The organism is Actinophytocola sp. NPDC049390 (assembly GCF_044466355.1).
In the GTDB taxonomy this organism is placed as follows: Bacteria; Actinomycetota; Actinomycetes; order Mycobacteriales; family Pseudonocardiaceae; genus Actinophytocola.
This window is the reverse complement of sequence record NZ_JBITMQ010000016.1, coordinates 189,713-210,967: the sequence shown is the minus strand read 5'-3', so window position 1 is coordinate 210,967 and position 21,255 is coordinate 189,713. Positions and strand designations below refer to the sequence as shown.

The window sequence follows — 21,255 nt, the reverse complement described above, 5'->3', positions numbered from 1 at the left end:
GCGTGGTGTCTGAACCGTCGACAGCTCGATTCCACCTCATGAGGAGCACACGTGACACTCACGGGCAAGACGGTCCTGGTCACCGGAGCCAACCGCGGCATCGGAAGGGCGCTGGTCGACGAGGCGCTGAGCAGGGGCGTCGAACGGGTCTACGCCGGCACCCGGCAGGCCATGAACCCCACGGACGAGCGGGTCACGCCCCTGGCCCTGGACCTGACGGACGCCGCCCAGATCAACCGCGCCGCCGAGACCGTTGACTCGCTCGACGTCCTGATCAACAACGCGGGCGTCTACGGCTACGAAGACCTGGCCGACCGAGCCGCCATCGAACAGCATCTCGCGGTCAACCTCTTCGGCCCCTACGCCCTCACGCAGGCCTTCCTGCCCCGGCTTGTCGAGTCACAGGGCGCGATCGTCAACGTGCTGTCATTGGCTGCGGTGGCTGCCGTGCCCATCAGTCCCGCGTACTCGATGTCCAAGGCGGCTGCCTTCTCGCTGACGCAGTCGCTGCGCGCCACTCTCGCCGGCCAGGGCGTGGACGTCCACGCCGTACTGCCCGGTCCCGTGGACACCGACATGGTGCGCGACCTCGAGATCCCGAAGACGTCACCACAGTCGGTAGCCGCGGCCATCCTCGACGCGCTGGACAAGGGAGAGGACGAGATCTTCCCCGATCCCTTCTCACAGGCGCTCGCCGACAGCTGGAACAGCGGCGCGGTCAAGGCGCTCGAACGTCAGAACGCGGCGCTCGTCGGCGAGGCCCAGAACCAGTAGCGGTGCCTCAGGCGTAGAAAAGGTGGTCGAGTGCCACGGTGGCCGCGCCGTTGACGCCCGCGTCCAGGCCGAGGCTCGACCGTCGCAGCTGCACGGCGGGCCGGATGACCGGGAAGACCGCCTCGCGGGTGGCCTCGGCCAGCCTGGTCACGAACGTTTCCGGTGCGGTGGAAAGGAAACCGCCCAACAGGATCAGTTCCGGGTTCAGCAGGTTGGTCAGGAACGACAGGCTCGTGGCGAGGTGCTTGGTCACCAGTTCGGCGTGCTTGGCGGCCGCGGGGTCGTGCTCGGTGGCGCGCAGGAGCGTCTCCAACGGATTGGCCGTGCCGGCGGGCAGTCCGAGGTCGGTGAGCGCGTGCCGCAGCGCCCGCTCCGACAGGACCGTCTCCAGGCAGCCGATCCCGCCACAGATGCACTTCTCGCCGTTCTCCACGATCCGCAGGTGCCCCACCTCGATCGCGCCGTGCACGCCGCCCTGGAACGCCTGCCCCGCGACGACGAGGCCCGCGCCGACCCCGGTGCGCAGGTAGATGAACGCGACACTGCCCAGCTTGCGGCCCGCGCCGAACCGTGCCTCGGCCAGCGCCATCGACCGTACGTTGTGGTCGACCACCACCGGCACACCGAGCGCCTGCTCCAGGTGGTCCGCGACCCCGACCTCGCGCCACGGCAGGTTTATCGGCAACAGCAGCTTGCGGTGACCGCCGTCGACCGGGCCCGGCACGGCCACGCCGACACCCAGCAGCCGCGTGTGGTCCAGCCGTGCCTTGGCGAGCAGCGCGGGCACCGCCTCCGCGATCCGGTCGAGGACGGGGTGGACGTCCTGCTGGGCGTCGAACTCGAAGTCGGTCTGCTCGCGGGTTTCGCCGAGCACGTCGATCACGCCGAGGCGGACGGAGCCGACGCCGATGTGCACGCCGATGACGAAGTACGACGTGGGCTCGATCGACAGCTCGGTGCCCGGGCGGCCGGTGCCGACGCGGGACACCTTCCGCGTCTCGGTGACACAGCCGTACTCGAGGAGCTGCCCCACCACGCGTGTCATCGTCGTGGCCGAGAGCCCCAGCCTGCGCGCGACCTCGCTGCGGGTGAGCCCGGGTTCCTGCTGGAGCAGCCGCAGGACCTGGCCGTTGCGCCCGGATTCCTCCTGGCGGACGGGCTCCGGCTGGAGGAGGCGCCGCACCCGCGTGATGTTGCCGGCGTGCCAGGGCGGGAGTTCTTTTCTCACGTGTCAAAAATAGCATTTCCGCCGGTCAAGTACCATGCCGACGCCCCACACGGAGCGTGCGGGGCGTCGGCTGCTGTGGTCGTCACGACGATGCGACACCGGTCCCGTGGAAGTCGATCGCGTCCACGTTGTACCCGTTCGCCACGTCGGCGGTGAACACCAGGTACAGGGTGTGCGTACCCGCCAGCGCCGTGACCGGCGCCGGTGCGGTGTTCACGTAGCGCGCGCCACCACCGGTCGCGGCCACCGGGGTCGTGGCGAGCACTGGGCCGTCCGGTGCGTCGGCGCGCAGCTCGATCCGGCCGCCCGCCGTTCCCGCGACGCGGTAGCTGATCGCGTCGATCCCTTCGACGCTCATGCGGTCGAAGGCGATCCAGTCGCCGGTGGAGATGCCGGCGACGCGGTACGCGCCCTCGGCGGCGGCGTCGTTGCGGGACTCGGACGTGCCGGACTCCGCACTGTAGTGCTCGGCCTGGCGGTGCTTGGGCTGCAACAGGATCTCTGTCGTCCCGATGAGCGGGGACGCCCCGTCCCCGCCGTTGTCGGTGTAGGTGGCGGTGACGGCGTAGAACATGTTGGCGTCCGCGCCGTGCCCGCCCGCCGCGGTGGTGAAGCTGCCCTCGCAGCCGGGCAGTTCCTCCAGCGGGTGGGCGTGCGAGTCGTGGCCGATCGCCGGCTGCACGACGACCTTCGCGCAGTCGACGGCACCGTCCTCGGCGTCGGTGACCGACACCCGGTACCGCACCGTGTCGCCTTCGCCCACGAACCCGCCGTCGGTCGGCGCGGCGAACTCGACCTCCGGCGGGGTGTTGCCGACGGTGATCGTGACGGCGGCGGACGCGGACCGACCGGTCTCGTCGGTGACCGTCAGGATCGCCTGGTAGTCGCCGTTCCTGGTGTAGGTGTGCGCGGGATGGCGCTCCGTGGACGTCTTGCCGTCACCGAAGTCCCAGTGGTAGCGCAGTTTCTGGCCTTCGTCGGGGTCGGTGGTCCCCCTGCTGGAGAAGGCGACCTTCAGCGGGCGGTGTCCGTTCGTCGGGGTTCCGGTCGCGGCGACGATCGGCGACCGCTTGCCCGGCTCGGCGTACTCGATGCGGTAGAGCCCGTCGTCGGGGTTGTTGCGGCCGAACCCGCGGCCCCATTCGAGCAGGTACATCGCGCCGTCCGGGCCGAAGGTCATGTCCATCGGCGCGTTGAACGTCTGGTCGGGCAGGAACGGATAGGCGTGCACGGGCGCACCGGCCGCGTCGAGCTCGATCTCGGCGAGGAAGTGCTTGCCCCACTCGTAGAAGAACGCCTTGCCGTCGTAGTGCTCGGGGAACTTGCGGTCCGAGGCGAGGTCCGGGTCGTACCGGTAGACCGGCCCGGCCATCGGCGCGCCGCCGGTGCCCAGCTCCGGGAAGTCCGGATCCGGGGTGCTGAACGAGTACGAGATCTCCGGCGCGGTCACCGCGGGCAGGTCGCGGATCCCGGTGTTGTTGGGCGACTCGTTGACCGGCGCCGCGCAGTCGAACTTCGGGCCGGACACGCCGGTGGCGAAGTCGTAGTCGTTGTAGGCGAGGTTCGGGCCGTGGCAGTACGGCCAGCCGTAGAAGCCCGGCTCGGACACGGTCTGCCACTCGACGTGGCCCGCCGGACCCCGGTCGGGGTTGGCCGAGCGCGCGTCCGGTCCGTAGTCGGCGACGAGCAGGTCACCGGTGTCCGGGTTGACCGACATGCGGAACGGGTTGCGGAAGCCCATCGCGTAGACCTCCGGCCGGGTGTCCGGTGTGCCCGGCGCGAACAGGTTTCCCCCGGGGATCGTGTACCCGCCCGCCGCCGTGTCGGTCGGGGTGATCCGCAGGATCTTGCCGCGCAGGTCGTTGCTGTTGGCGGAGGTGCGCTGCGCGTCGAACTCGGCGCGGCCGGGCCGCTCGTCGATGGGTGTGTACCCGTTCGACTCGTACGGCTGGGTGTCGTCTCCTGTGGACAGCACCAGGTTGCCCGCCGGGTCGAACTCGATCGACCCGCCGACGTGCGACGGTCGCGGCGGGTAGGTGGTGGGGACGGTCAGCAGCACGACCTCGCTCGCCACGTCGAGCGTGTCGCCGGTCAGGTGGAAGCGGGACAGCCTCTTCTCCGGCGCGTCGATCGCCGAGTAGTACAGGTACAGCCAGCCGTTCGTCGCGAAGTCGGGGTCGAGCCCGATGCCCTGCAGCCCGCTTTCTCCTCGGGTGTCGACGTTGACGGCGCCGGCCGTGACGGTGGCGCCGGTGTTCGGCTGCCAGATCCGCAGGCCGCCGGTCCGCTCAACGAACAGCACCCGGCCGTCGGGCGCCACCGCGAGCGACATCGGCTGCGTGACGTCGGTGTTGAGCGGAACTTTCTGGAAGTTGCTCGCCGGCGGGGTGACCGCGGGCTCGTGGCCGGGGTGCGCGGCCGCGGTCGCGGTGACGACACCGGCGGCCAGCGCGCCACCGGCCGCCAGCGCGAGGACGCGCGCGGAGAATCGACGGTGATTCATGGTTGGTGGGCCTCTCGATGGGCGGTGTGGTGACTACTGGCAGGTGAGGAACCGGAAACTGTCCGCCGCGGTCTCCGGCCCGGTCGGGGCGTTGTCGCGCTCGACGACGTACTGCTTCACGTACGGCAGCGCGGCCTCGAGGATCGGCGCCCAGTCGAGCTCGCCCTCGCCGACGTCGGCCGGGACGCCGCGCAGGTCGCCGTTGAGGAAGCCGTCCTTGACGTGCAGCAGCTCGATCCGGTTGCCGTACTCCCTGATCAGCGCGGCGACGTCGACACCGGCGTCGGCGGCCCAGAACACGTCGACCTCGAAGGTCACCCAGCGCGGGTCGGTGTTCTCGACCATGATCTGCCAGGCGCTCTTCAGCTCGCCGGTCACCGGGTCCGGGTACCTGGTCGTGAACTCCTGCCAGTGGTTGTGGCCGAAGACCTTGCCGGTGCCCGCGCGCACCGAGCGCTCGCCGAGCCGGTTGAGCGTCGCCGCGGTCGCCAGTGTGTCCGCGTAGCTGCCGATCCCGGGTGCGGCGAAGCCGCCGGAGCCCATGTACTTCTGCCCGATCGTCCGCGCGTACTCGATCGTCGCGTCGAACGTGGCCTCGTCGACGTTGCCCTGGCCGCTCCAGGCCGCCAGGTCGTTGTTCTTGAGCATGGCGCGCAGCTCGGTCGCCGGGGTCCGGTAGGTCGCGCGGTAGGGCTGGACCTGCTCGTACCCGATGGCGCTCAACTCGGCGAGCACGGCGTCGAGCCCGACCTCGCCGATCCAGTTCCGCGAGGTGAACAGCTGGTAGGAGACCCGCGCGGCGGGGACCGCCGGGTGTGCGCAGGACGTGGCGGCGGGGCCGGCGGCCGGGGCGGCCACGGCCGGCACCGCGACCGCGCCTGCCACCAGTGCCGCGGCCGCGGTGGCGGTGAGCGCGGCCCGTGAAGAACGGCGGCCGAAAAGCGAACGGATCATGACTCCTCCTGGGCGGAGCGGCGTGCGGCGGACCTCGGGGAGCGCCCGCACGGGTTCGAGGGCATGGCGGAACACGCCTCGGTGGCGGGGTCTGGGGGCTTGTCGCCGGGCGGGTGGTTCGTGCGGTGGGGGTCTGAAGATCGTTCAAACGACTACTTCACGTGGAGAAAGTAAGCAAGCAACATGACCAGGTCAAGGGTTGTCAAGCAGTTACTGCAGGTAGCGATCGTCCAAGAATGGGAAACTCCCGGCAACCTGTTGACACCATGGACCACGTATGCGACTTTTTCACCGTGAGCAAGGAAGTCTGTTCACCAGCGGCCCGGTAGGTGGACCCAACCGTTCCTTCGACATCCCCCACCCGGCTTTCCACTCGCGTCCCCTTTCCCGTGACCGCGGCAGACCTGCCGAGCAGGCCCGTAGTCGTGCACCACCAAGCGAGGAGTCATCGATGACCACTGCGACGGCGCGTATCGACCTGCCGCTGCGCCAGCTGGACCCGCTGGATTCCACGGTCGTGTTCCGGCCGGAGGCGACCGAAGCGGGCTACTGGACCGGCTGCGCGTCGGTGCTGCACGAGCCGGACCGCGACCGGTTCGTGCTGACCTACCGCCAGCGCCGTCCCCGTGGCCACGCCGACGGCGACCGCGGGTACCGGTGCGCGGTGGCCGTCAGCGACGACGGCCTTGCCTTCACCGACGTCTGGTCGGTGCACAAGTCCTCTTTGGTCTCGCCGTCGATGGAGCGGTTCAGCCTGATCGGCGTGGACGGCGGCTACCAGCTCTACATCAGCTACGTCGACCCGGCCGACAACCGGTGGCGCATCGACCTGATGGAAGCCGGTGAGGTGGACGGCTTCGACGTGTCCGCCCGCAAGGAGGTGCTGACCGCGGCCTCGACCGGCACGGAGGGTGTGAAGGACCCGTACGTGCTGCGCAGAGGACCGGTCACCTACCTTCTCGCCAGCTACGCGGCGGGCCTGCCGGAAACGGCCGATGCCGCCGCCGCGCACGGCACGGCCGACATCTACAACGTCGGCGCCACCACCCACCCCACCGGCCTCGCCACCAGCGTCGACGGGCAGGCGTTCACCTGGCACGGCGAGGTGCTGGGTGTCGGCGACGGGTGGGACCGCTACCAGGCCCGCATCAACTCGGTCGTCGCCCTCGACAGCGGCGGCTACCTCGGGTTCTACGACGGCTCGGCCGGCCACGAGGAGAACTACGAGGAGCGGACCGGGCTCGCCACCTCCCCCGACCTGTTCACCTGGCACCGCCTCACCCCGGGCAGCCCGTGGACGGTCACCCCGCACGCGACCGGCTCGGTGCGCTACGTCGACGCGCACGTCATCGACGGCGAGTGGTGGCTCTACTTCGAGATGACCAGGCCGGACGGTGCCCACGAGCTGCGGCTCGCGCGGCGTCCCGTCGGCATCTGAGGAGCGTCGATCATGACCACGAGGTCTGACCCCGTGCCCAGGACCGTGCCGCCGGGCATGGCGGACGGGTCCAGCGGCGGCACCGTGCCCGCGCGCAGGCGCCGAAGGCAGGGCGGCGAGCGGTCCATGGTCTGGCTGTACGTGTCCACCCTGGTGCTGGGCATCGGGCTGTGGTGGCTCGCCTCCGCGCTCGGTGACAACGCACTGGCGCCGACGCCGATGGAGGTCGTCGCCGCGTTCGGTGAGGGCGTCCGCGACGGCTGGCTGCTCGACCACACCCTGGCGAGCCTCGGGCGCGTCCTGGTCGGGTTCGTCCTCGGCGTGGCGCTCGCGATCCTGGCCGGTTTCCTCATGGGCTGGTACCGGCTGGGGCGCGGGTTGCTCGAACCGTGGGTGCAGTTCTTCCGGACCGTCCCACCGCTCGCGCTCATCCCGCTCGTGATCGTCTTCCTGGGCATCGGCGAGTCCGCGAAGGTCTTCGTCATCTTCCTGGCCGCGTTCCTGTCGTGCGTGATCGCCACGTTCCAGGGCGTGCGCAACGTCGACCTGACCTACCTCAACGCGGCGCGGGTGCTCGGCGCCAAGGACGGGACGATCTTCCTGCGGGTGGTCATCCCGGCGTCCATGCCCTACATCTTCGTCGGCATGCGGGTGGCACTCGGCTCCGCGTGGGCCACCCTCGTCGCCGCGGAACTGCTGGCCGCGCCGACCGGGCTCGGCCGGATGATGCAGGCGGCACAACAGTTCCTGCAGACCGACCGCATCGTCGTCGGGATCCTGATGATCGGTGCGCTCGGCTTCCTGATGGACCGGTTGCTCCTGGTCGCGGAGCGGCGGCTCACGAGCTGGCAGGAGGTCCGCTGATGGCCCCGATGATCGCCATCGAGTCGGTCACGAAGACCTACGACACCTCGCGCGGCACGGTGACCAGCCTGCGGGACGTCAGCCTGGACGTCGAACGCGGCGAGTTCGTGACGCTCGTCGGGCCCAGCGGGTGCGGCAAGAGCACCCTGCTCAACCTGATCGCCGGGTTGCTGACGCCGACCACCGGGCAGGTGCTCGTCGACGGCAGGCCGGTCACCGGGCCAGGACCCGACCGCGGCGTGATCTTCCAGCAGTACGCGCTTTTCCCGTGGCTCACCGCCCGCGAGAACGTCGAGTTCGGCCTACGTCTGCAGGGCATGAAGAAGGCCGAGCGGCGGGCCCGCGCCCAGCAGTACCTCGAACTGGTCGGCCTCGGCCGGTTCGCGTCGTCGCTGCCCAAGGAGCTGTCCGGCGGCATGAAGCAGCGGTGCGCCATCGCCCGCGCGTACGCCGTGCACCCGACCCTGCTGCTGATGGACGAGCCGTTCGGCGCGCTCGACGCGGTGACCCGCGTGCAGATGCAGGACGACCTGCTCGCCACCTGGCAGCAGGAGCGGCGCACCGTCCTGTTCATCACCCACGACGTCGACGAGGCTGTCTACCTGGCGGGCCGGGTGATCGTGATGAGCCCGAGCCCCGGCCGGATCAGCGATGTCGTCGACGTCCCGCTGGCGTATCCCCGCACCGAGGAGATGCGCCTTTCCGCTCAGTTCGCGAAGATCCGCGGCCGCGTGTGGCGCGGCGTCCACCACCCGGCCGCGAACACCGACCCGGCAACAGAAGGAGCCCTCCCATGAGAGTACGACGCCGTACCTCGCTGATCGCCGTGCTGGCCACCGGACTCGCGCTGACCGCGTGCGGCTCCGGCTCGGACGGTTCCGGCGCGTCCGACGGGGTCGCGCTCAACGTCGGCTACATCGACACCAGCATCAACGGCGTCGGGCTGATCTCGGTTGCCAACGACCTCGACCTGTGGAACAAGGCCGGGGTCAAGGTCAACCTCACCCCGTTCACCAGCGGGCCCGCGCAGATCCAGGCCATGGCCGCGGGCTCCCTCGACGTGGGCTTCATCGGCGCGGGCGCAACCTGGATGCCCGCCTCCGGCCAGGCCGTCGTGATCGCCCCGAGCGAAGCCACCTACGGCGACTTCCTGCTCGCCTCGCCCGACTCGGGCGCGAAGACCGTGGCGGACCTCAAGGGCAAGCGGGTCGGTGTGCCCGACGGCGGATCCGGTGAGATGATCCTGAGCCTCGCACTCGACAAGGCCGGGTTGTCCGAGTCCGACATCACGCGGGTGCCGCTGGACCCACCGGCGGTCGTGTCCGCGTTCGTCAGCGGGCAGATCGACGTGGCGGCGATCTTCTCCCCGCTCAGCGACCAGATCACCGAGAGCGTGCCGGACGCGGTGGTGCTGGCCAACAACAGGGACTTCCCGGAGACGACCTTCCTCGGCTCGTGGGTGGCGTCGCCGCAGGCGGCGAAGGGCAAAACCGATGCGCTGCAACGGTTCCTGAAGGTCTACATCGAGGCGAACGACTTCCGGAAGGCCAACCCCGGCGAGACCGTGCAACTGGCCGCGGCGGCGTCCGGCGCACCCGCGGAGCAGTTGCAGGGCCAGGTCGACAACCTCGAGTGGTACACCTCCGACGAGATCCTGGCCGACAACTCCTCCGGTAGCACGCACGAGCGGTTCGCCGCGCTGCAGAAGCTGTTCGTGAAGCTGGGCAGGCTCGACGCGGAAACCCCGGTCGAGCAGTGGGTCGACGTCGACCTGTTCGCCAAGGCGAAGGGCGGGGCCGCGTGAGCGCCGGTCCCCCGCTGGGCCCACAGTCCGGTCCGCCGGTGCGGATCGGACTGGTGGGCGCCGGGTTCGTCGCCGACCTGTACCTGCGCGCGCTCCGGCACGTCCGCGGGCACGAGGTCACCGCGATCTCCGGCAGCACCCCGGACCGGGCGAAGGCCCTGGCCGAGCGGTTCGGCATCCCCGCCGCGGTCACCGGAGTGGCGGCGCTGGTCGAGCGTGACGACGTGGACCTGGTCCTGATCGCCGTCCCGCACGACCTGCACGTCGACGCCGTCGCCGCGGCGGCCGCCGCGGGCAAGGCCGTGGTGTGCACGAAACCGTTGGGGCGCAACGCGAAGGAGGCGAAGGCGTGCCTGGACGCGGTCGAACGCGTCGGTGTGTGGCACGGCTACGCCGAGACCGAGGTGTTCGCGCCCGGCATCGTCAAGGCCAAGGAACTGGTCGACGCGGGTGCCATCGGCACCGTGACATGGGTCCGTGCCCGTGAAGCCCACGGCAACCCGCACCAGCACGCACGCGACCGCGAACGCATGGGCGGCGGTCCCCTGCGCGGGCTCGGCTGCCACTGCGTCGCGATCGGCCGCTGGTTCCTCGAGGGCGCGACGCCCGTGGAGGTCATGGCGTGGGGCGACCGCCTCGTCCGCGACGACGTCGAGGCCGAGGACAGCGCGGTAATGCTGGTGCGCTTCGACGACGCCCGGATGGTGCAGGTCGAAGTCGGCTGGACGCACGTCGCCGGGCTGGACGTGCGCAACGAGATCCACGGCTCGCACGGCTGGCTCGGCACCGACGAGACCGGCAGCACCGGTGTCGTCGGGTTCGCGGGCCGGCCGGCGGGCTACGTGGTGGAGAAGGCAGGCGCGACCCAGGGCTGGCTCACCCCGGTCCCGGACGAGCCGTGGATCTACGGCTACCACGCGGAACTGGCCCACTTCGTCGACTGCTTCCGGCGCGGCGTGTCACCCCGTCAGACCCTGCGCGACGGCGTGCTCGACAACGCGGTGATCGACGCGGGCTACCGGTCGATGGCAAGCAGGGCCTGGGAACCGGTCACCATGCCGTGAACCTCCCCGGCGACGTCCCGTCGTCGGATCGAAACGCGCTCTCCCCCGACGTTCACCAACCCGACGGCCGCTGCTCGACCCCGAAAGGATTCACATTTCAGAGCGTGCGGGTTCGCTGTCGGACATGCCGAGAACCCACTTCGAACACACCCGTGTCGTTCACCGCCGTGGGATGGTGGCGGCGCTCGCCGCAGCGCTCGCCGTCATCCTCGCGGGCTGGTTGACACCGCCGACCCCCAGCGCACAGGCCACACCGGGCGAGTCGTGGCATCCGCGACAGCTCGACTCGTGGTCGACGATCACCCAGCGCACCACGACACCGCCGGAGCCCGTGACGAACGGCGTCACGTACTCGAGCGAGTCGATCGCCTCGATCGACGGCAACGTGCCGATCCACGTCGTGACCGCGGACACGCGGAACGCGAACGTACGCCTCGGCACGATCGTGTCTCACGATGTCGTGGTCGACCCGGAGAACGAGACGGTCTCGTCGATGGCGAACCGTACCGGAGCGGTCGCCGGGATCAACGGCGGCTACTTCGACTTCAACGCGTCCGGCCAGGCGAACGACGGCGAGATCGTCGACGGCGAGATCTGGAAGAGCCCGACCGGCGACCACGAGGGCACGGTGTCGGTGCTCCGGGACGGATCGGTCGTGTACGGAAAGCAGGAGTTCAGCGGAACGGTCGCGGTGACCAACGGGCCGAGCCGCGCGCTCACCTCGGTGAACCGCCTCGACGACGCCACCGGCGATGGCATCACGCTGGTGACGCCGCGGCTCGGTGACGTGCCGACCACCTGGTTCGGTGGCACGCATGTGATGGCGCTGGGCAGGTCGGACGACGGCGGCGAGACGATCACGATCACGAGCGTGACCAGCGCCGACTCGATCTCGGGTGCGCACTTCGGCCTCGTCGGCGGCGACGCGGGCAGCCCGGGCGGCCGGTGGATCCAGGAGAACGTCGAGGCCGGGACGGTCCTGACGACGACGCGGCGGACCAGCCCGAACGACGACATCCGGCAACTGATCCAGGGACCGGGCCGCATCCTCAAGGACGGCGCCGTCTTCTCCGACCCGAACCACCAGATGCCCAGTGGTCTGCACCCCGAGTCCGTCATCGGCAGCACCGCCGACGGCGAACTCGTCATGGCGGTGTTCGACGGCCAGAAGACGGCCGACGTCGCGCTGGGCGTGGGGTGGCGGCAGGCGGCCTCGTACCTGCGTTCCCTCGGCGCGACGGACGCGGTCCTGCTCGACGGAGGCGGATCGACCGACATGGTGGTGCGCCGGCCGGGTGACACCGCCGCCACCGTGGTGAACACGCCCTCGGACCTGGCCGAACGCCCCGTCGCGAACGGTCTGTTCGTCTATTCGACGGCCACCGCGCCCGGCCCCGCGACGGGCGTTTCGATCAACGGCGGCACGTCGCTGTCCACGGCTGCCGGCGTGGTCTCACAGGTCGACGCCTACTCGACCGACGCCGCGGGCAACCCCAGCACCGACGAGGTCGCGGTCGAGGTCAGCCCCAGCGGGCTGGGCACCTGGGCCGACGGCAGGTTCACCGCCGGCTCCCCTGGCTCTGGCGCCTTGATCGCCCGGTCGGGCCGTGCCGTCGAGACGACGCGGGTGACGGTGTCGGAGGCGTTCGACGAGCTGAGCATCTCGCCCGCGCGCAAGGGACTGCCCAACGGCGGTACGCAGCAGTTCACCGTGCACGGCACCAACCGCAAGGGTGCGGCGGTCACCGTCGAGCCGGACTCGGTGGACTGGCGGCTCGACAACACCGATGTCGGCGCGATCGACCCGGCCACCGGCGTGTTCACCGCGGCCGGCACCGGCGACGGCGCGGTCACGATCAGTGCGTCCGCCGGAGGGCGCACGGCCACCGCGACGGTGAGCGTCGGATCGGTGATCCGGCCCCTCGTCACCGCCGACAGCGCCGCCGACTGGCGACTGCGCGCCGAGGGTGGTGCGACGACCGTGCCCGCCGACCGCCTCGCCGAGACCACCGACGTACCGCCGTGGTCCGACCAGGAGCGGGCGTTGCGGGTCGACTACACGTTCCCGGACGACCCCGGTCAGCACCGGGTGCGGCTCAGCCCCGGCAACGGTGCGGGCGTCCAGGTCGACCTGAACGATCTCGGGCAGAAGCCGCAGGACGCGTACTTCTCCTTCAAGATCGACAGCCCGACCCCGCAGCAGTCGTGGATCGTCCTCAACGTCGCCGACGCCGACGGGCACACCCTCGGTCTGTGGACCGCACTGCAGGCGAGCGACTACGGCAAGTGGCGGGAGATGAGCAAGAGCATCAACCGGGGCGTGTTCACGTCCTACCCGCTCACGATCCAGGACATCAGCTTCGTCGGCCAGTTCGCCACGGCCGCCGACGCGGGCACGTTCACCTTCGCGGGGATGCGGGTGAGCTACGACGTCGGGAACCCCACCCAGGAAACGCCGTACGAACCGATCAACGCGAACAACCCGTCCTGGCTCTCGTACGTACAGGACGCGTCCGAGTTCAAGCCCGGCGGACAGACGTTCGTGCTCGGTGACGACGGCCATCTCCGGGCGGAGTTCCCGGACTCGGCGAGCGCCACCAACGTCGACGACATGGTCAGGCGCACGAAGGGCGAGGCCTACCGGACCGCGTCCGGCCAGACCGTCGAACCCCTGCCCGAGGTGGCCCGTCCCGAGGTGGCGGTGAGCCTCGGCGACATCTCCGACACCGGCAGGCCGGAGGATCTCACGTTCGCGAAGAACGTCTGGGAGCAGTTCGACGTGCCCCTGTGGGACGTCGTCGGCAATCACGAGATCAGCCAGGGCGCGTACCCGCAGAACGAGAACTTCCACGACGTCTTCAACCAGGACACGCACTTCTCGTTCACGCGAGGATCCGCGACGTTCATCGGCCTGGACAACTCCAGTGGCTCGATCGTCGGCTCGGACCCCTTCCAGGTACCGGCGCAGGCGCAGTACCCGTGGTTCGTGCGGCAGTTGGACCAGGCGGACACGCCCGTGGTGTTCGTCGGCCTGCACTGGCCCGCCTACGACCACGCGCCAAGCAAGACGAACCAGTTCTCCAGCCGCTGGGAGGCCCAGCAGTTCCTGCAGATCATCCAGAACTACCGCCTGGCGCATCCGAACAAGCACGTGGTCGTGATGTACGGCCATTCGCGCGGGTTCGCCAACCAGCTCACCGATCCGCGGGGCAACCCCGGTGACGCGACAACGGGCATCCCCCAGTTCACGATCGCCGACATCGGGACGCAGCCGTACGTGGCAGCCGACAAGGGCGGCTTCTTCCACTTCGCGCTGTTCCACGTGAACAACGACGGCACGGTCCAGTACACCGTGGAGCCGATGCTCCAGTCGATGACCATCGACCAGGGCACCGCGGGCGACGACGCGGCCGCGCCACGCGGCGACACCCTCGTGGCGGGCGAGACGAAGCAGTTCACGGCCACGGCGGTGAACACCGGCGGCAGCGACATCGCCGACCCACCCACGATGCCGGTCGCCGACCCGCTCTCCCACGTGTGGGCGAGTTCCGACGAACGGGTTGCCAGGATCGACCCGGTGACCGGCTCGGTCACCGCGATCGCGGCCGGCACCACGACGATCTCGGTGACCACCGGCGGGATCACCAGCCGTCTCGAGCTGACCGTGACAGCGCGCTGATCGTCGATCTCGGCGGCGCCAGGGCGAGCTCACTCGAACTCGCCCTGGCGCCGGTGCTCACCGCACGAGGATCGCGCGGCGGCGGAAGACGGTGACGGCGACGGCGAGGACCACGGCGGCCATCCCGGCGAGCACGGCCAGCTCCAGCAGGACCGAGGTGATGCCCGCGCCGGGTTTGGTGGCCGCCAGGAGGGCGTCCATGGCCCAGGAGTGGGGAAAGAAATACCCGATCGTCGTCAGGGGTTCGCCCGCGACCTCTCGTGGCCAGAGGCAGCCGCCGAGCATGCCGAGGACGATGCCGACCGGGGGGCCGATGGCCGGGGCCTGCTGCGGGGACTTCACCAGGGCACCCACCAGCATGGCAGCCCCGGTGGCTGTCAGGCAGAAGAGCGCGGTCACCGCGGTGACGGTGAGCCAGTCCCCCCAGTCGACGGCGAAGACCAACGCACTCACGACGATGATCAGCAACGACTGGGCGATCGCCACCAGGAAACGGCTGACCGCCTCGCCCATGAGGATCTGGGACTGGCGGACCGGGGCGGCGAGCGACCGGCGGATCATGCCGATCCGGCGGCTCTCCACCAGAGCGGCGGCGACCGCCATCGAGTTGACGAAGGTGAACAGCAGCAGGTTCGCGGGTGCGGTGTAGGCGAATCCGGTCGGGGTCTCCCCCGCCTCGTCGCCGGAGACGCTGACCGCGACCTCCCTGGTCTCCGTCTGGGCGTCCCGCACGTACCCGGCCGCCTCCTCGGGTGACGCCCCGGCGCTCTCGGCCGCCCTGGTCGCCTCCTGGACGGCCGACACCTTGCCGACGGCGACGTCGACCGCACTGCGTGCCGCCATGCCGCTGCCACTGGTCTGCGTCATCACCAGGTCGAACTCGGTGGCCCCACGCGGAATGACCAGACCGGCGGCCAGCGTTCCCCTGCGGACACCGTCCCGCAGCTCGGCCTCGGTGTCCACACGGGACACGAGCAGGTCCGGGTCGGCGCTCAGCTCGGCGACGACCGCGTCCGCCACCTTGTCGCCGGGGGCGGCGACCACGGCGACGGGAATCTGCTCGTCGGCCGCTCCCCCGCCCAGCGCCATGCCGACGAACACGATGGTGACGAACGGCATGACCACCATGAAGAACAGGCCGACGCGGTCGCGGGTCTGGCGGACCAGGTTGGCGACGATCAGGGCCCTCAGCGGACGGGGTTTCATCAGGCGAACAGCCCCTTACGGTAACGGAAGAACGCGACCCCGCCCGCCAGCAGCCCGATGCCCGTGACGACCAGCGCCGGTACCGCGGCCGCGGCCGTCGAGGCACCGGCGGCCAGGTCGGAGAGCCCGGTGGAGATCCAGCCGTTGGGCGTCACCAGGGCCACCTTCTGGAGCCAGTCCGGCAGGTTGTACAGCGGCACGAGGCTGCCGCCCAGGAACGCGAACACGAACGACACACCCAGGATGAACCCGTCCGCCTGCGCGTCGGTCCGCGCACCCGCCGCCACCAGCAGGACGATCATCGTCGCCGCGAACGTGTGCGCCAGGAGCAGCAGCAGGACCCCCGCGGGCGTGCCCCAGGACGCGCCGAAGAACAGGACCGACGACAGCCAGACCGCGCACATGCTGACCAGCGCCAGCAGGAACCCGACGATTCCCTTGCCCGCCAGCGCGGTCCACAGTGGAATGGGCGCCGCCCTGGTGCGGGCCAGGGTGCCGTTCTGCCGCTCGGTCAGCAGGGACCGCGCCGACGTCCCCACCACGAAGAACGCGAACAACACCGCCATCCCGGCGCCGTAGTAGACGGCCAGGTCGACCGCCCCGCCGGCCACCGGGTCGCTGGACAGGCTCAGCGTGGGCCCGTCCGCGCCGTTCTCCTCCACGAACAACTGCACGTCCTCGACCGGCACCCCCGCCGCCAGCGACGCCTTCACCGCCAGGGTGCGTGCCTCGACCAGTGACGAGATGCGGTCGACCATGCTCCTGGCGACCACCCCGGCCAGCGGTGCCTCCGGCGACTCCAGGACGGACACCGAGCCACCCTCGCCCGCGCGGACGCTCTCGCTGAAGCCGGCCGGGAAGACGATCGCCGCGCCGGCGTCACCCGAGTCGACGGCCGCCTGCCCGGCGGCCTCGTCGGGTAACTGCGTGAACGTGAGCACGCCTTTCAGCTCGTCGACGGCGAGCGCCTCACGCTGGACGCTCGCCGGGAACTCACCGCCGTCGAGGTCGACGATGCCGATGGTCGCGGTCAGCGGCGGGTCGTCGTCACCGCCGAGCGCGAGCCCGAACAGGGTGGCCAGCAGGACCGGGGACACCAGCGCGACGAGCAGCGCCGTGCCGTCGCGCAACCGGGAGCGCAGTTCGTGCCCCGCCACCACGAGCAAGGGTGTGAACACCGTAGAGGTCTCCTAGTCGCGCAGGGTGCTGCCGGTCAGGTGCAGGAACGCGGCCTCGAGGTCGGGTTCGACCACCTCGACGCCGGTCACGGCGGCCACCCCGGCGACCGAGCCGAGCAGGGCGGGCAACAGGTGCCTGCCGCCGGTGGCGAGCAGCCGCACCGACGACGTGCCCGTGACCACGGCCTCGGACACACCCTCGACGGCACGCAGCTTCTCGGCGGCGAGCCCGGTGTCACCGTCGAGGACCAGCTCGACCCGGTCGGTGCCGCCGAGCCCGGACACCAGCTCCTGCTTGGTGCCGTCGGCGATCACCTTGCCGTGGTCGATGATCCCCACGCGGTTGCACACCCGCTCGACCTCCTCCATGTAGTGGGAGGTGTAGAGCAGCGCCATGCCGTCGGCCACGAGCCGCTCCACCTGGTCGAGGATGGCGGCGCGGCTCTGCGGGTCGACGCCGACGGTCGGCTCGTCGAGGATGAGCAGCCGGGGGCGGTGCAGCAGGGCGACGGCGATGTTGGCCCGCCGCTTCATGCCACCGGAGTAGGTGTCCACCTTGTCGTCGCCGCGGTCGGTGAGGCCGACCGTGGCCAGGACCTCGCCGATGCGCTCGGTCAGCTCCTTGCGGCCGATGCCGTAGAGCCTGCCGAAGTACCGCAGGTTCTCGCGGGCGGACAGCTCCGGGTAGAGGGCGATCTCCTGCGGCACGTAGCCGACGAACCGCTTGGCGGCCACGGGGTCGTCGGCCACGGAGACGCCGCCGACGGTGACCGTGCCCGCGTCCGGGGGCAGCAGCCCGACGAGCATGGAGATGGTCGTGGTCTTCCCGGCGCCGTTCGGGCCGAGCAGGCCGTAGGCGTCGCCCTCGCCGATGTGGAATCCGACGTGGTCGACCACCGCGCGGTCGCCGTAACGCTTGACCAGGCCCTCGCACACCAGAACGGGGGTCATGGAGTCCTTTCCGGCCTGCAGCCTTCGACGGTCTCCGGCTGGGAGACGCCGACGATGTTGTTGCGGAACCGCTGGTTGCCCGGGTCGGTGCCGATCTGCATGTCGAACGGCTCGTTGCCGGTGATGGTGTTCCACTCGAAGGAGTTGTCCACCGAGTCCGAGCCGCCCCAGTCGGCCGAGGAGCCCAGCACGAGCGCGGCGGCCATCACCGAGGGTCCGCCGGGCTTGTTGCCGTGCATCCGGTTGCCGACGATCGCGGCCCGCCGCACGCCGACGGCGGCGATGCCGACCCCGGAGATGGGCGGTCCGGCCGAGCCGAGAGCGTCCGGGTCGTCACCGCCGCTCGCCAGGGTGTTGTCGTGGATGTCGTTGTCGGCCACGAGGACGTCGGTCACCCCGCCGGGCAGTTCGCCCTCGTAGGTCTGGTGCAGCAGCAGCACGCCCGCCGCGTTGCCGTGGCAGTCGTTGCCGACGACCCGGGCGTGGCTGGAGTTGTCGACGAACACGCCGAACGCGTTGCCGGTGGTCTCGCTGTCGGCGATGACCGCGTGGGCGGTGGCGCAGAACGCGAGGGCCACCCCCGCGTACTGGCTGCCGGCACCCCGGCAGCGGCGGACCTCGATGTCGGAGGACTCCCGCAGGTAGAGGCCCCACACCCGGTTGCCGTCGGCCTCGACGTCGACCAGCCGGACACCGGTGCAGGTGTGGGCGTACACCCCCGCGCCGGTGAAGCCGCGCACGGAGAGCCCCTCGACGGTCAACCCGGCCACGCCGTGCGCGCAGATGCCGCTGACGACGCCTTCGGGCGCGTCGTGGAGCTGGGGAACGGTCGTCGGGGCGACCTCGCCGGGGACGATGACCGTCCGGCCCGCGCCCGCACCGACGATGGTGACCCCAGCCGCGGACACGGCGACGCTGCCGGGGAAGGTGCCCTCGGCGAGGCGGACCACGCCGCCCGGGCCGGCCTTCTCGACCGCTGCCTGGACGGACTCTCCCGGTTGGACGTGCACCTCGACCGGTGCCTCCGTCGTGGTCATGGTTGCGTTCCTTTCTGCACGGTGGTGAGTATGGCAAGGGCGACGACGAGATCCCCGCTCCAACCCCAGCGGGCGGCCCCGACGACGCCCAGTCCGGGCGCGTGGGCCGGACCGGCCAGACGTCTCAGCGCGGCACGCCCGCTGGCGCCGCGGACCACGTAGGCGCACGACTCGGTCATCACGACGGAGGCGGTCGCCGCGACACCGGGGACCGCGTCGGCGAGCAGGTCACCCGCCCATTCCGGTGCCCCGACACCGGTGGCGGCGAAGTCGTGCCACGAGAACCCCGCCGGCCGGCCGCCGACCGCCTTCACCAGGCACTCCTTGACCGCGACGGTGGCCGCGACGGCAAGCGCCGGGTCGGGGTGCAGGTCAGCCTCGGCGGGACTCGCGACGTGGGTGGCGTAGCGGTCGCCGCTGTAGGCCATGGCGCGGGTGATCCGGGTGACGTCGAGGACGTCGACCCCGATCAGCACCGGCGGCGGGCTCACCCGACCCGGTCCAGGAACGCCAGCAGGTCGCCGGTGTACTCGTCGGCCTTCTCCACCATGGGGATGTGGCCGCAGTCGGCGACGGTGGTGAACTCGGCACCCGCGTACCTGCTCACCAGGTCCCGCCACGGCCCGACCGGCGTCATCCGGTCGTGCTCGCCCCAGACGAAACGCGACGGGCAGGTCACCTTGTCCATCGCGGAGTCGGCACGGTAGGTCCGGGTGGCGCGGAGGCTGCGTGCCATGGCGACCATCGCGGGCCCGGTGGCCAGCAGCTCACCGGTCGCCACCACCTGTTCCTCGGTGAACAGCGGCTCGCCGTGGAAGAGCGCGGCGAGCATCCGGTCGCGGAACTGGTTGTCGTTGAGCTTGACGCTGCCCCGGCGGTCCATGCTCAGGCCCACGTCGGGATCGGCGGACAGGCCGGGCGCACCGGAGACGACGATGCCGCGCACCCGCTCGGGAAAGCGGCCGGCGAGGTCGATCGCGACCAGCCCGCCGAGCGAGTTGGCGCAGACGACGACGTCGGTGGCGCCCACGTCGTCGGCGGCCGCCATGAGCGCGTCGCCGAGGCGTTCGATGGACCCGGCGACCTTGGAGTCCAGACCGCAGATGGGCTCGTTGGCGCGCAGCACCGGCCAGCCGGCCTCGGACAGCGCCTGGAACGGGTGGTCCCAGATCCAGCCACCCGCGAACAGGGCGGACATGAACGCCACCAGCGGGCGCCCGCCGGGCGCTGGGCGGTGCTCGGTGGTGAACACGGACATCACGTCGGCTCCTAGAAGAGAGGGGTGGTGGTCGGGGTGGTGCCGCAGTCGCAGGCCCTGTCGTCGGTGCTGTCCACCATGGACCCGCAGTCGGGGCAACGCAGGTAGACGCTGTGCCGGGCCAGGGTCCACACGCTCGTGTAGGCGCCGGAACACAGGCCGCCCTTGAAGAAGCGGCGCATGGCGCGCTGGTGCGGGCGGGCGTGCACGGCGCGGACCGACTCGGGTCTGTCGAAGGCGGCCAGCGTGTACTTGCGGGTGCCGAACTCGAACGTGCTCATGCCGAGGAAACCGCGGGAGGCACGCAGCGACTTGACGACCTCGACGCTGAGCAGGTCCAGCTCGGCGCCTTCCGCGTCGTCGCGGAAGTCCAGCCAGGTCAGGGTGATGGCGCCCGGGAGCGCGGTGCGGCCGGTGCCGGCGCGCGAGCTGGACCCGTAGTCCTGGACACCGTCGGACTCCGGGACGAACCGCGGGGTGTAGCCGAGCGACTCGGCGAGCGCGAGGCGGTCGTAGTGCCTGCGGACGGTCACCTCGCCCCCGGCGAGCGTCAGCACGTCCACCCCCGTCACGGCGGCCTGCGCGCCGGTCCCCGGGATGCCGTGCCACTCGCCGCGGTGGGCGGCCTTGAGCGTCCACGCGAGCACCGCGGTGGACCCGGCCACGGCAGGGCTGTCGAAGTCCAGCTCGACGGCGGGGAAGGCGGCGAGCACGGCGGTGACGTGCGCGACGAGCGCGTCACCGGAAACCGGCTCGGTGGTGTCCGGGTCGGTGTAGGCCGCCGCGACGGCGGCCACCGCCGCGGGGTCACGCCGTGCCCACGCGGCCGTCCACTCGCCCGTGGCCTCGGTCATGTCCATGCGCTCACCGCTTCCAGGTCGTGGTCCTCGGGCAGCCGCGCCGACGCCAGCGCGACGGCGACGGCGAGGTCCGCGTTGTGGCTGACCGACACCCGGACGCGGGTGTCGTCACCGGCGCGGCCGGCCAGCTCCGCGCCCAGCCGCACGCCCGGCGGGTGCCCGTGCAGGCAGGCCGCGTTGCGGGCGCACAGCGAGGTGACCTCGGGGAGCACCTCGACGGCGCCGAGCGCGGGTGCGTCGGCGGGCACGTCGAGCAGCTGGAGCACGGCGTACTTGGCGGCCAGGCGCCCGGCCCAGTGCTGGAGCGTGCGCCCACCACCGGACCGCAACCGCTCGGCGCGGGTGAAAACGGTCTCCACGGGCAACGCCCCCAACAGCTGCTGGGGCGCGGTCAACCCACGAAACGCCACAACGGCACTACCCCACCCACTCACGAGACCCCCACTCCACAACAAAC

General features: G+C 71.0%; 18 protein-coding genes. 7 read left to right on the top strand and 11 right to left on the bottom strand.

Features of this window, described 5'->3' with window-relative positions:
• Positions 1–51 precede the first annotated feature (51 nt).
• Positions 52–774, top strand: coding sequence for an SDR family NAD(P)-dependent oxidoreductase (locus ACIBVP_RS36820; protein ID WP_396111097.1), 723 nt, complete (start codon positions 52–54; stop codon positions 772–774).
• 7 nt (positions 775–781) lie between these two features.
• On the opposite strand, the gene ACIBVP_RS36815 is transcribed toward ACIBVP_RS36820, so the two are convergent.
• The 3 genes from ACIBVP_RS36815 to ACIBVP_RS36805 form a co-directional block, all read right to left on the bottom strand.
• Positions 782–2,002 carry an ROK family transcriptional regulator gene (locus ACIBVP_RS36815; protein ID WP_396111096.1) on the bottom strand — a complete coding sequence of 407 codons (1,221 nt, stop codon included), beginning with the start codon at positions 2,000–2,002 and terminating at the stop codon, positions 782–784.
• An 82-nt stretch (positions 2,003–2,084) separates the two neighbouring features.
• Complete coding sequence (locus ACIBVP_RS36810; protein ID WP_396111095.1) at positions 2,085–4,505, bottom strand: PQQ-dependent sugar dehydrogenase; 2,421 nt, start codon at positions 4,503–4,505, stop codon at positions 2,085–2,087.
• 33 nt (positions 4,506–4,538) lie between these two features.
• Complete coding sequence (locus tag ACIBVP_RS36805; protein ID WP_396111094.1) at positions 4,539–5,459, bottom strand: sugar phosphate isomerase/epimerase family protein; 921 nt, start codon at positions 5,457–5,459, stop codon at positions 4,539–4,541.
• Between the two features lie 451 nt (positions 5,460–5,910).
• Between ACIBVP_RS36805 and ACIBVP_RS36800 the strand changes: the two genes are divergently transcribed.
• From ACIBVP_RS36800 to ACIBVP_RS36775, 6 genes are all read left to right on the top strand, one after another.
• Positions 5,911–6,897 carry a hypothetical protein gene (locus tag ACIBVP_RS36800; RefSeq protein WP_396111093.1) on the top strand — a complete coding sequence of 329 codons (987 nt, stop codon included), beginning with the start codon at positions 5,911–5,913 and terminating at the stop codon, positions 6,895–6,897.
• Between the two features lie 12 nt (positions 6,898–6,909).
• Complete coding sequence (locus ACIBVP_RS36795; protein WP_396111092.1) at positions 6,910–7,761, top strand: ABC transporter permease; 852 nt, start codon at positions 6,910–6,912, stop codon at positions 7,759–7,761.
• Positions 7,761–8,558, top strand: a complete 798-nt coding sequence (locus ACIBVP_RS36790; RefSeq protein WP_396111091.1) for an ABC transporter ATP-binding protein — start codon at positions 7,761–7,763, stop codon at positions 8,556–8,558. Before ACIBVP_RS36795 ends, ACIBVP_RS36790 begins: the two co-directional genes overlap by 1 nt.
• Positions 8,555–9,565 (top strand): aliphatic sulfonate ABC transporter substrate-binding protein, encoded by a 1,011-nt coding sequence (locus ACIBVP_RS36785; protein WP_396111090.1) that lies wholly within the window; start codon positions 8,555–8,557, stop codon positions 9,563–9,565. The genes ACIBVP_RS36790 and ACIBVP_RS36785 overlap by 4 nt, the downstream gene beginning before the upstream one ends.
• Positions 9,562–10,629 carry a Gfo/Idh/MocA family protein gene (locus ACIBVP_RS36780; protein WP_396111089.1) on the top strand — a complete coding sequence of 356 codons (1,068 nt, stop codon included), beginning with the start codon at positions 9,562–9,564 and terminating at the stop codon, positions 10,627–10,629. The genes ACIBVP_RS36785 and ACIBVP_RS36780 overlap by 4 nt, the downstream gene beginning before the upstream one ends.
• A gap of 124 nt (positions 10,630–10,753) precedes the next feature.
• Positions 10,754–14,308: a phosphodiester glycosidase family protein gene (locus ACIBVP_RS36775; RefSeq protein ID WP_396111088.1), complete on the top strand. Its 3,555-nt coding sequence runs from the start codon at positions 10,754–10,756 to the stop codon at positions 14,306–14,308.
• A gap of 57 nt (positions 14,309–14,365) precedes the next feature.
• On the opposite strand, the gene ACIBVP_RS36770 is transcribed toward ACIBVP_RS36775, so the two are convergent.
• From ACIBVP_RS36770 to ACIBVP_RS36735, 8 genes are read right to left on the bottom strand one after another with little or no spacing between them, the layout of a single operon-like run.
• Positions 14,366–15,514, bottom strand: a complete 1,149-nt coding sequence (locus ACIBVP_RS36770) for an ABC transporter permease (protein WP_396111087.1) — start codon at positions 15,512–15,514, stop codon at positions 14,366–14,368.
• The gene (locus ACIBVP_RS36765; protein WP_396111086.1) at positions 15,514–16,692 is read right to left on the bottom strand and encodes an ABC transporter permease; all 1,179 of its coding nucleotides are present in this window, start codon (positions 16,690–16,692) and stop codon (positions 15,514–15,516) included. The genes ACIBVP_RS36770 and ACIBVP_RS36765 overlap by 1 nt, the downstream gene beginning before the upstream one ends.
• Before the next feature lie 12 nt (positions 16,693–16,704).
• Complete coding sequence (locus ACIBVP_RS36760; protein WP_396111085.1) at positions 16,705–17,643, bottom strand: ABC transporter ATP-binding protein; 939 nt, start codon at positions 17,641–17,643, stop codon at positions 16,705–16,707.
• A complete protein-coding gene (locus tag ACIBVP_RS36755) occupies positions 17,640–18,680 on the bottom strand; it encodes a nitrous oxide reductase family maturation protein NosD (RefSeq protein ID WP_396111084.1) in 1,041 nt (346 codons plus the stop codon). The genes ACIBVP_RS36760 and ACIBVP_RS36755 overlap by 4 nt, the downstream gene beginning before the upstream one ends.
• A complete protein-coding gene (locus ACIBVP_RS36750; RefSeq protein ID WP_396111083.1) occupies positions 18,677–19,171 on the bottom strand; it encodes a phosphopantetheinyl transferase in 495 nt (164 codons plus the stop codon). The genes ACIBVP_RS36755 and ACIBVP_RS36750 overlap by 4 nt, the downstream gene beginning before the upstream one ends.
• Entirely contained in the window at positions 19,168–19,938 is a 771-nt protein-coding gene (locus tag ACIBVP_RS36745) for an alpha/beta fold hydrolase (protein ID WP_396111128.1), read from the bottom strand. Before ACIBVP_RS36745 ends, ACIBVP_RS36750 begins: the two co-directional genes overlap by 4 nt.
• A gap of 11 nt (positions 19,939–19,949) precedes the next feature.
• Positions 19,950–20,798 (bottom strand): ester cyclase, encoded by an 849-nt coding sequence (locus ACIBVP_RS36740; protein WP_396111082.1) that lies wholly within the window; start codon positions 20,796–20,798, stop codon positions 19,950–19,952.
• Positions 20,789–21,157 carry a phosphopantetheinyl transferase gene (locus ACIBVP_RS36735; protein ID WP_396111081.1) on the bottom strand — a complete coding sequence of 123 codons (369 nt, stop codon included), beginning with the start codon at positions 21,155–21,157 and terminating at the stop codon, positions 20,789–20,791. Before ACIBVP_RS36735 ends, ACIBVP_RS36740 begins: the two co-directional genes overlap by 10 nt.
• Positions 21,158–21,255: the final 98 nt, after the last annotated feature.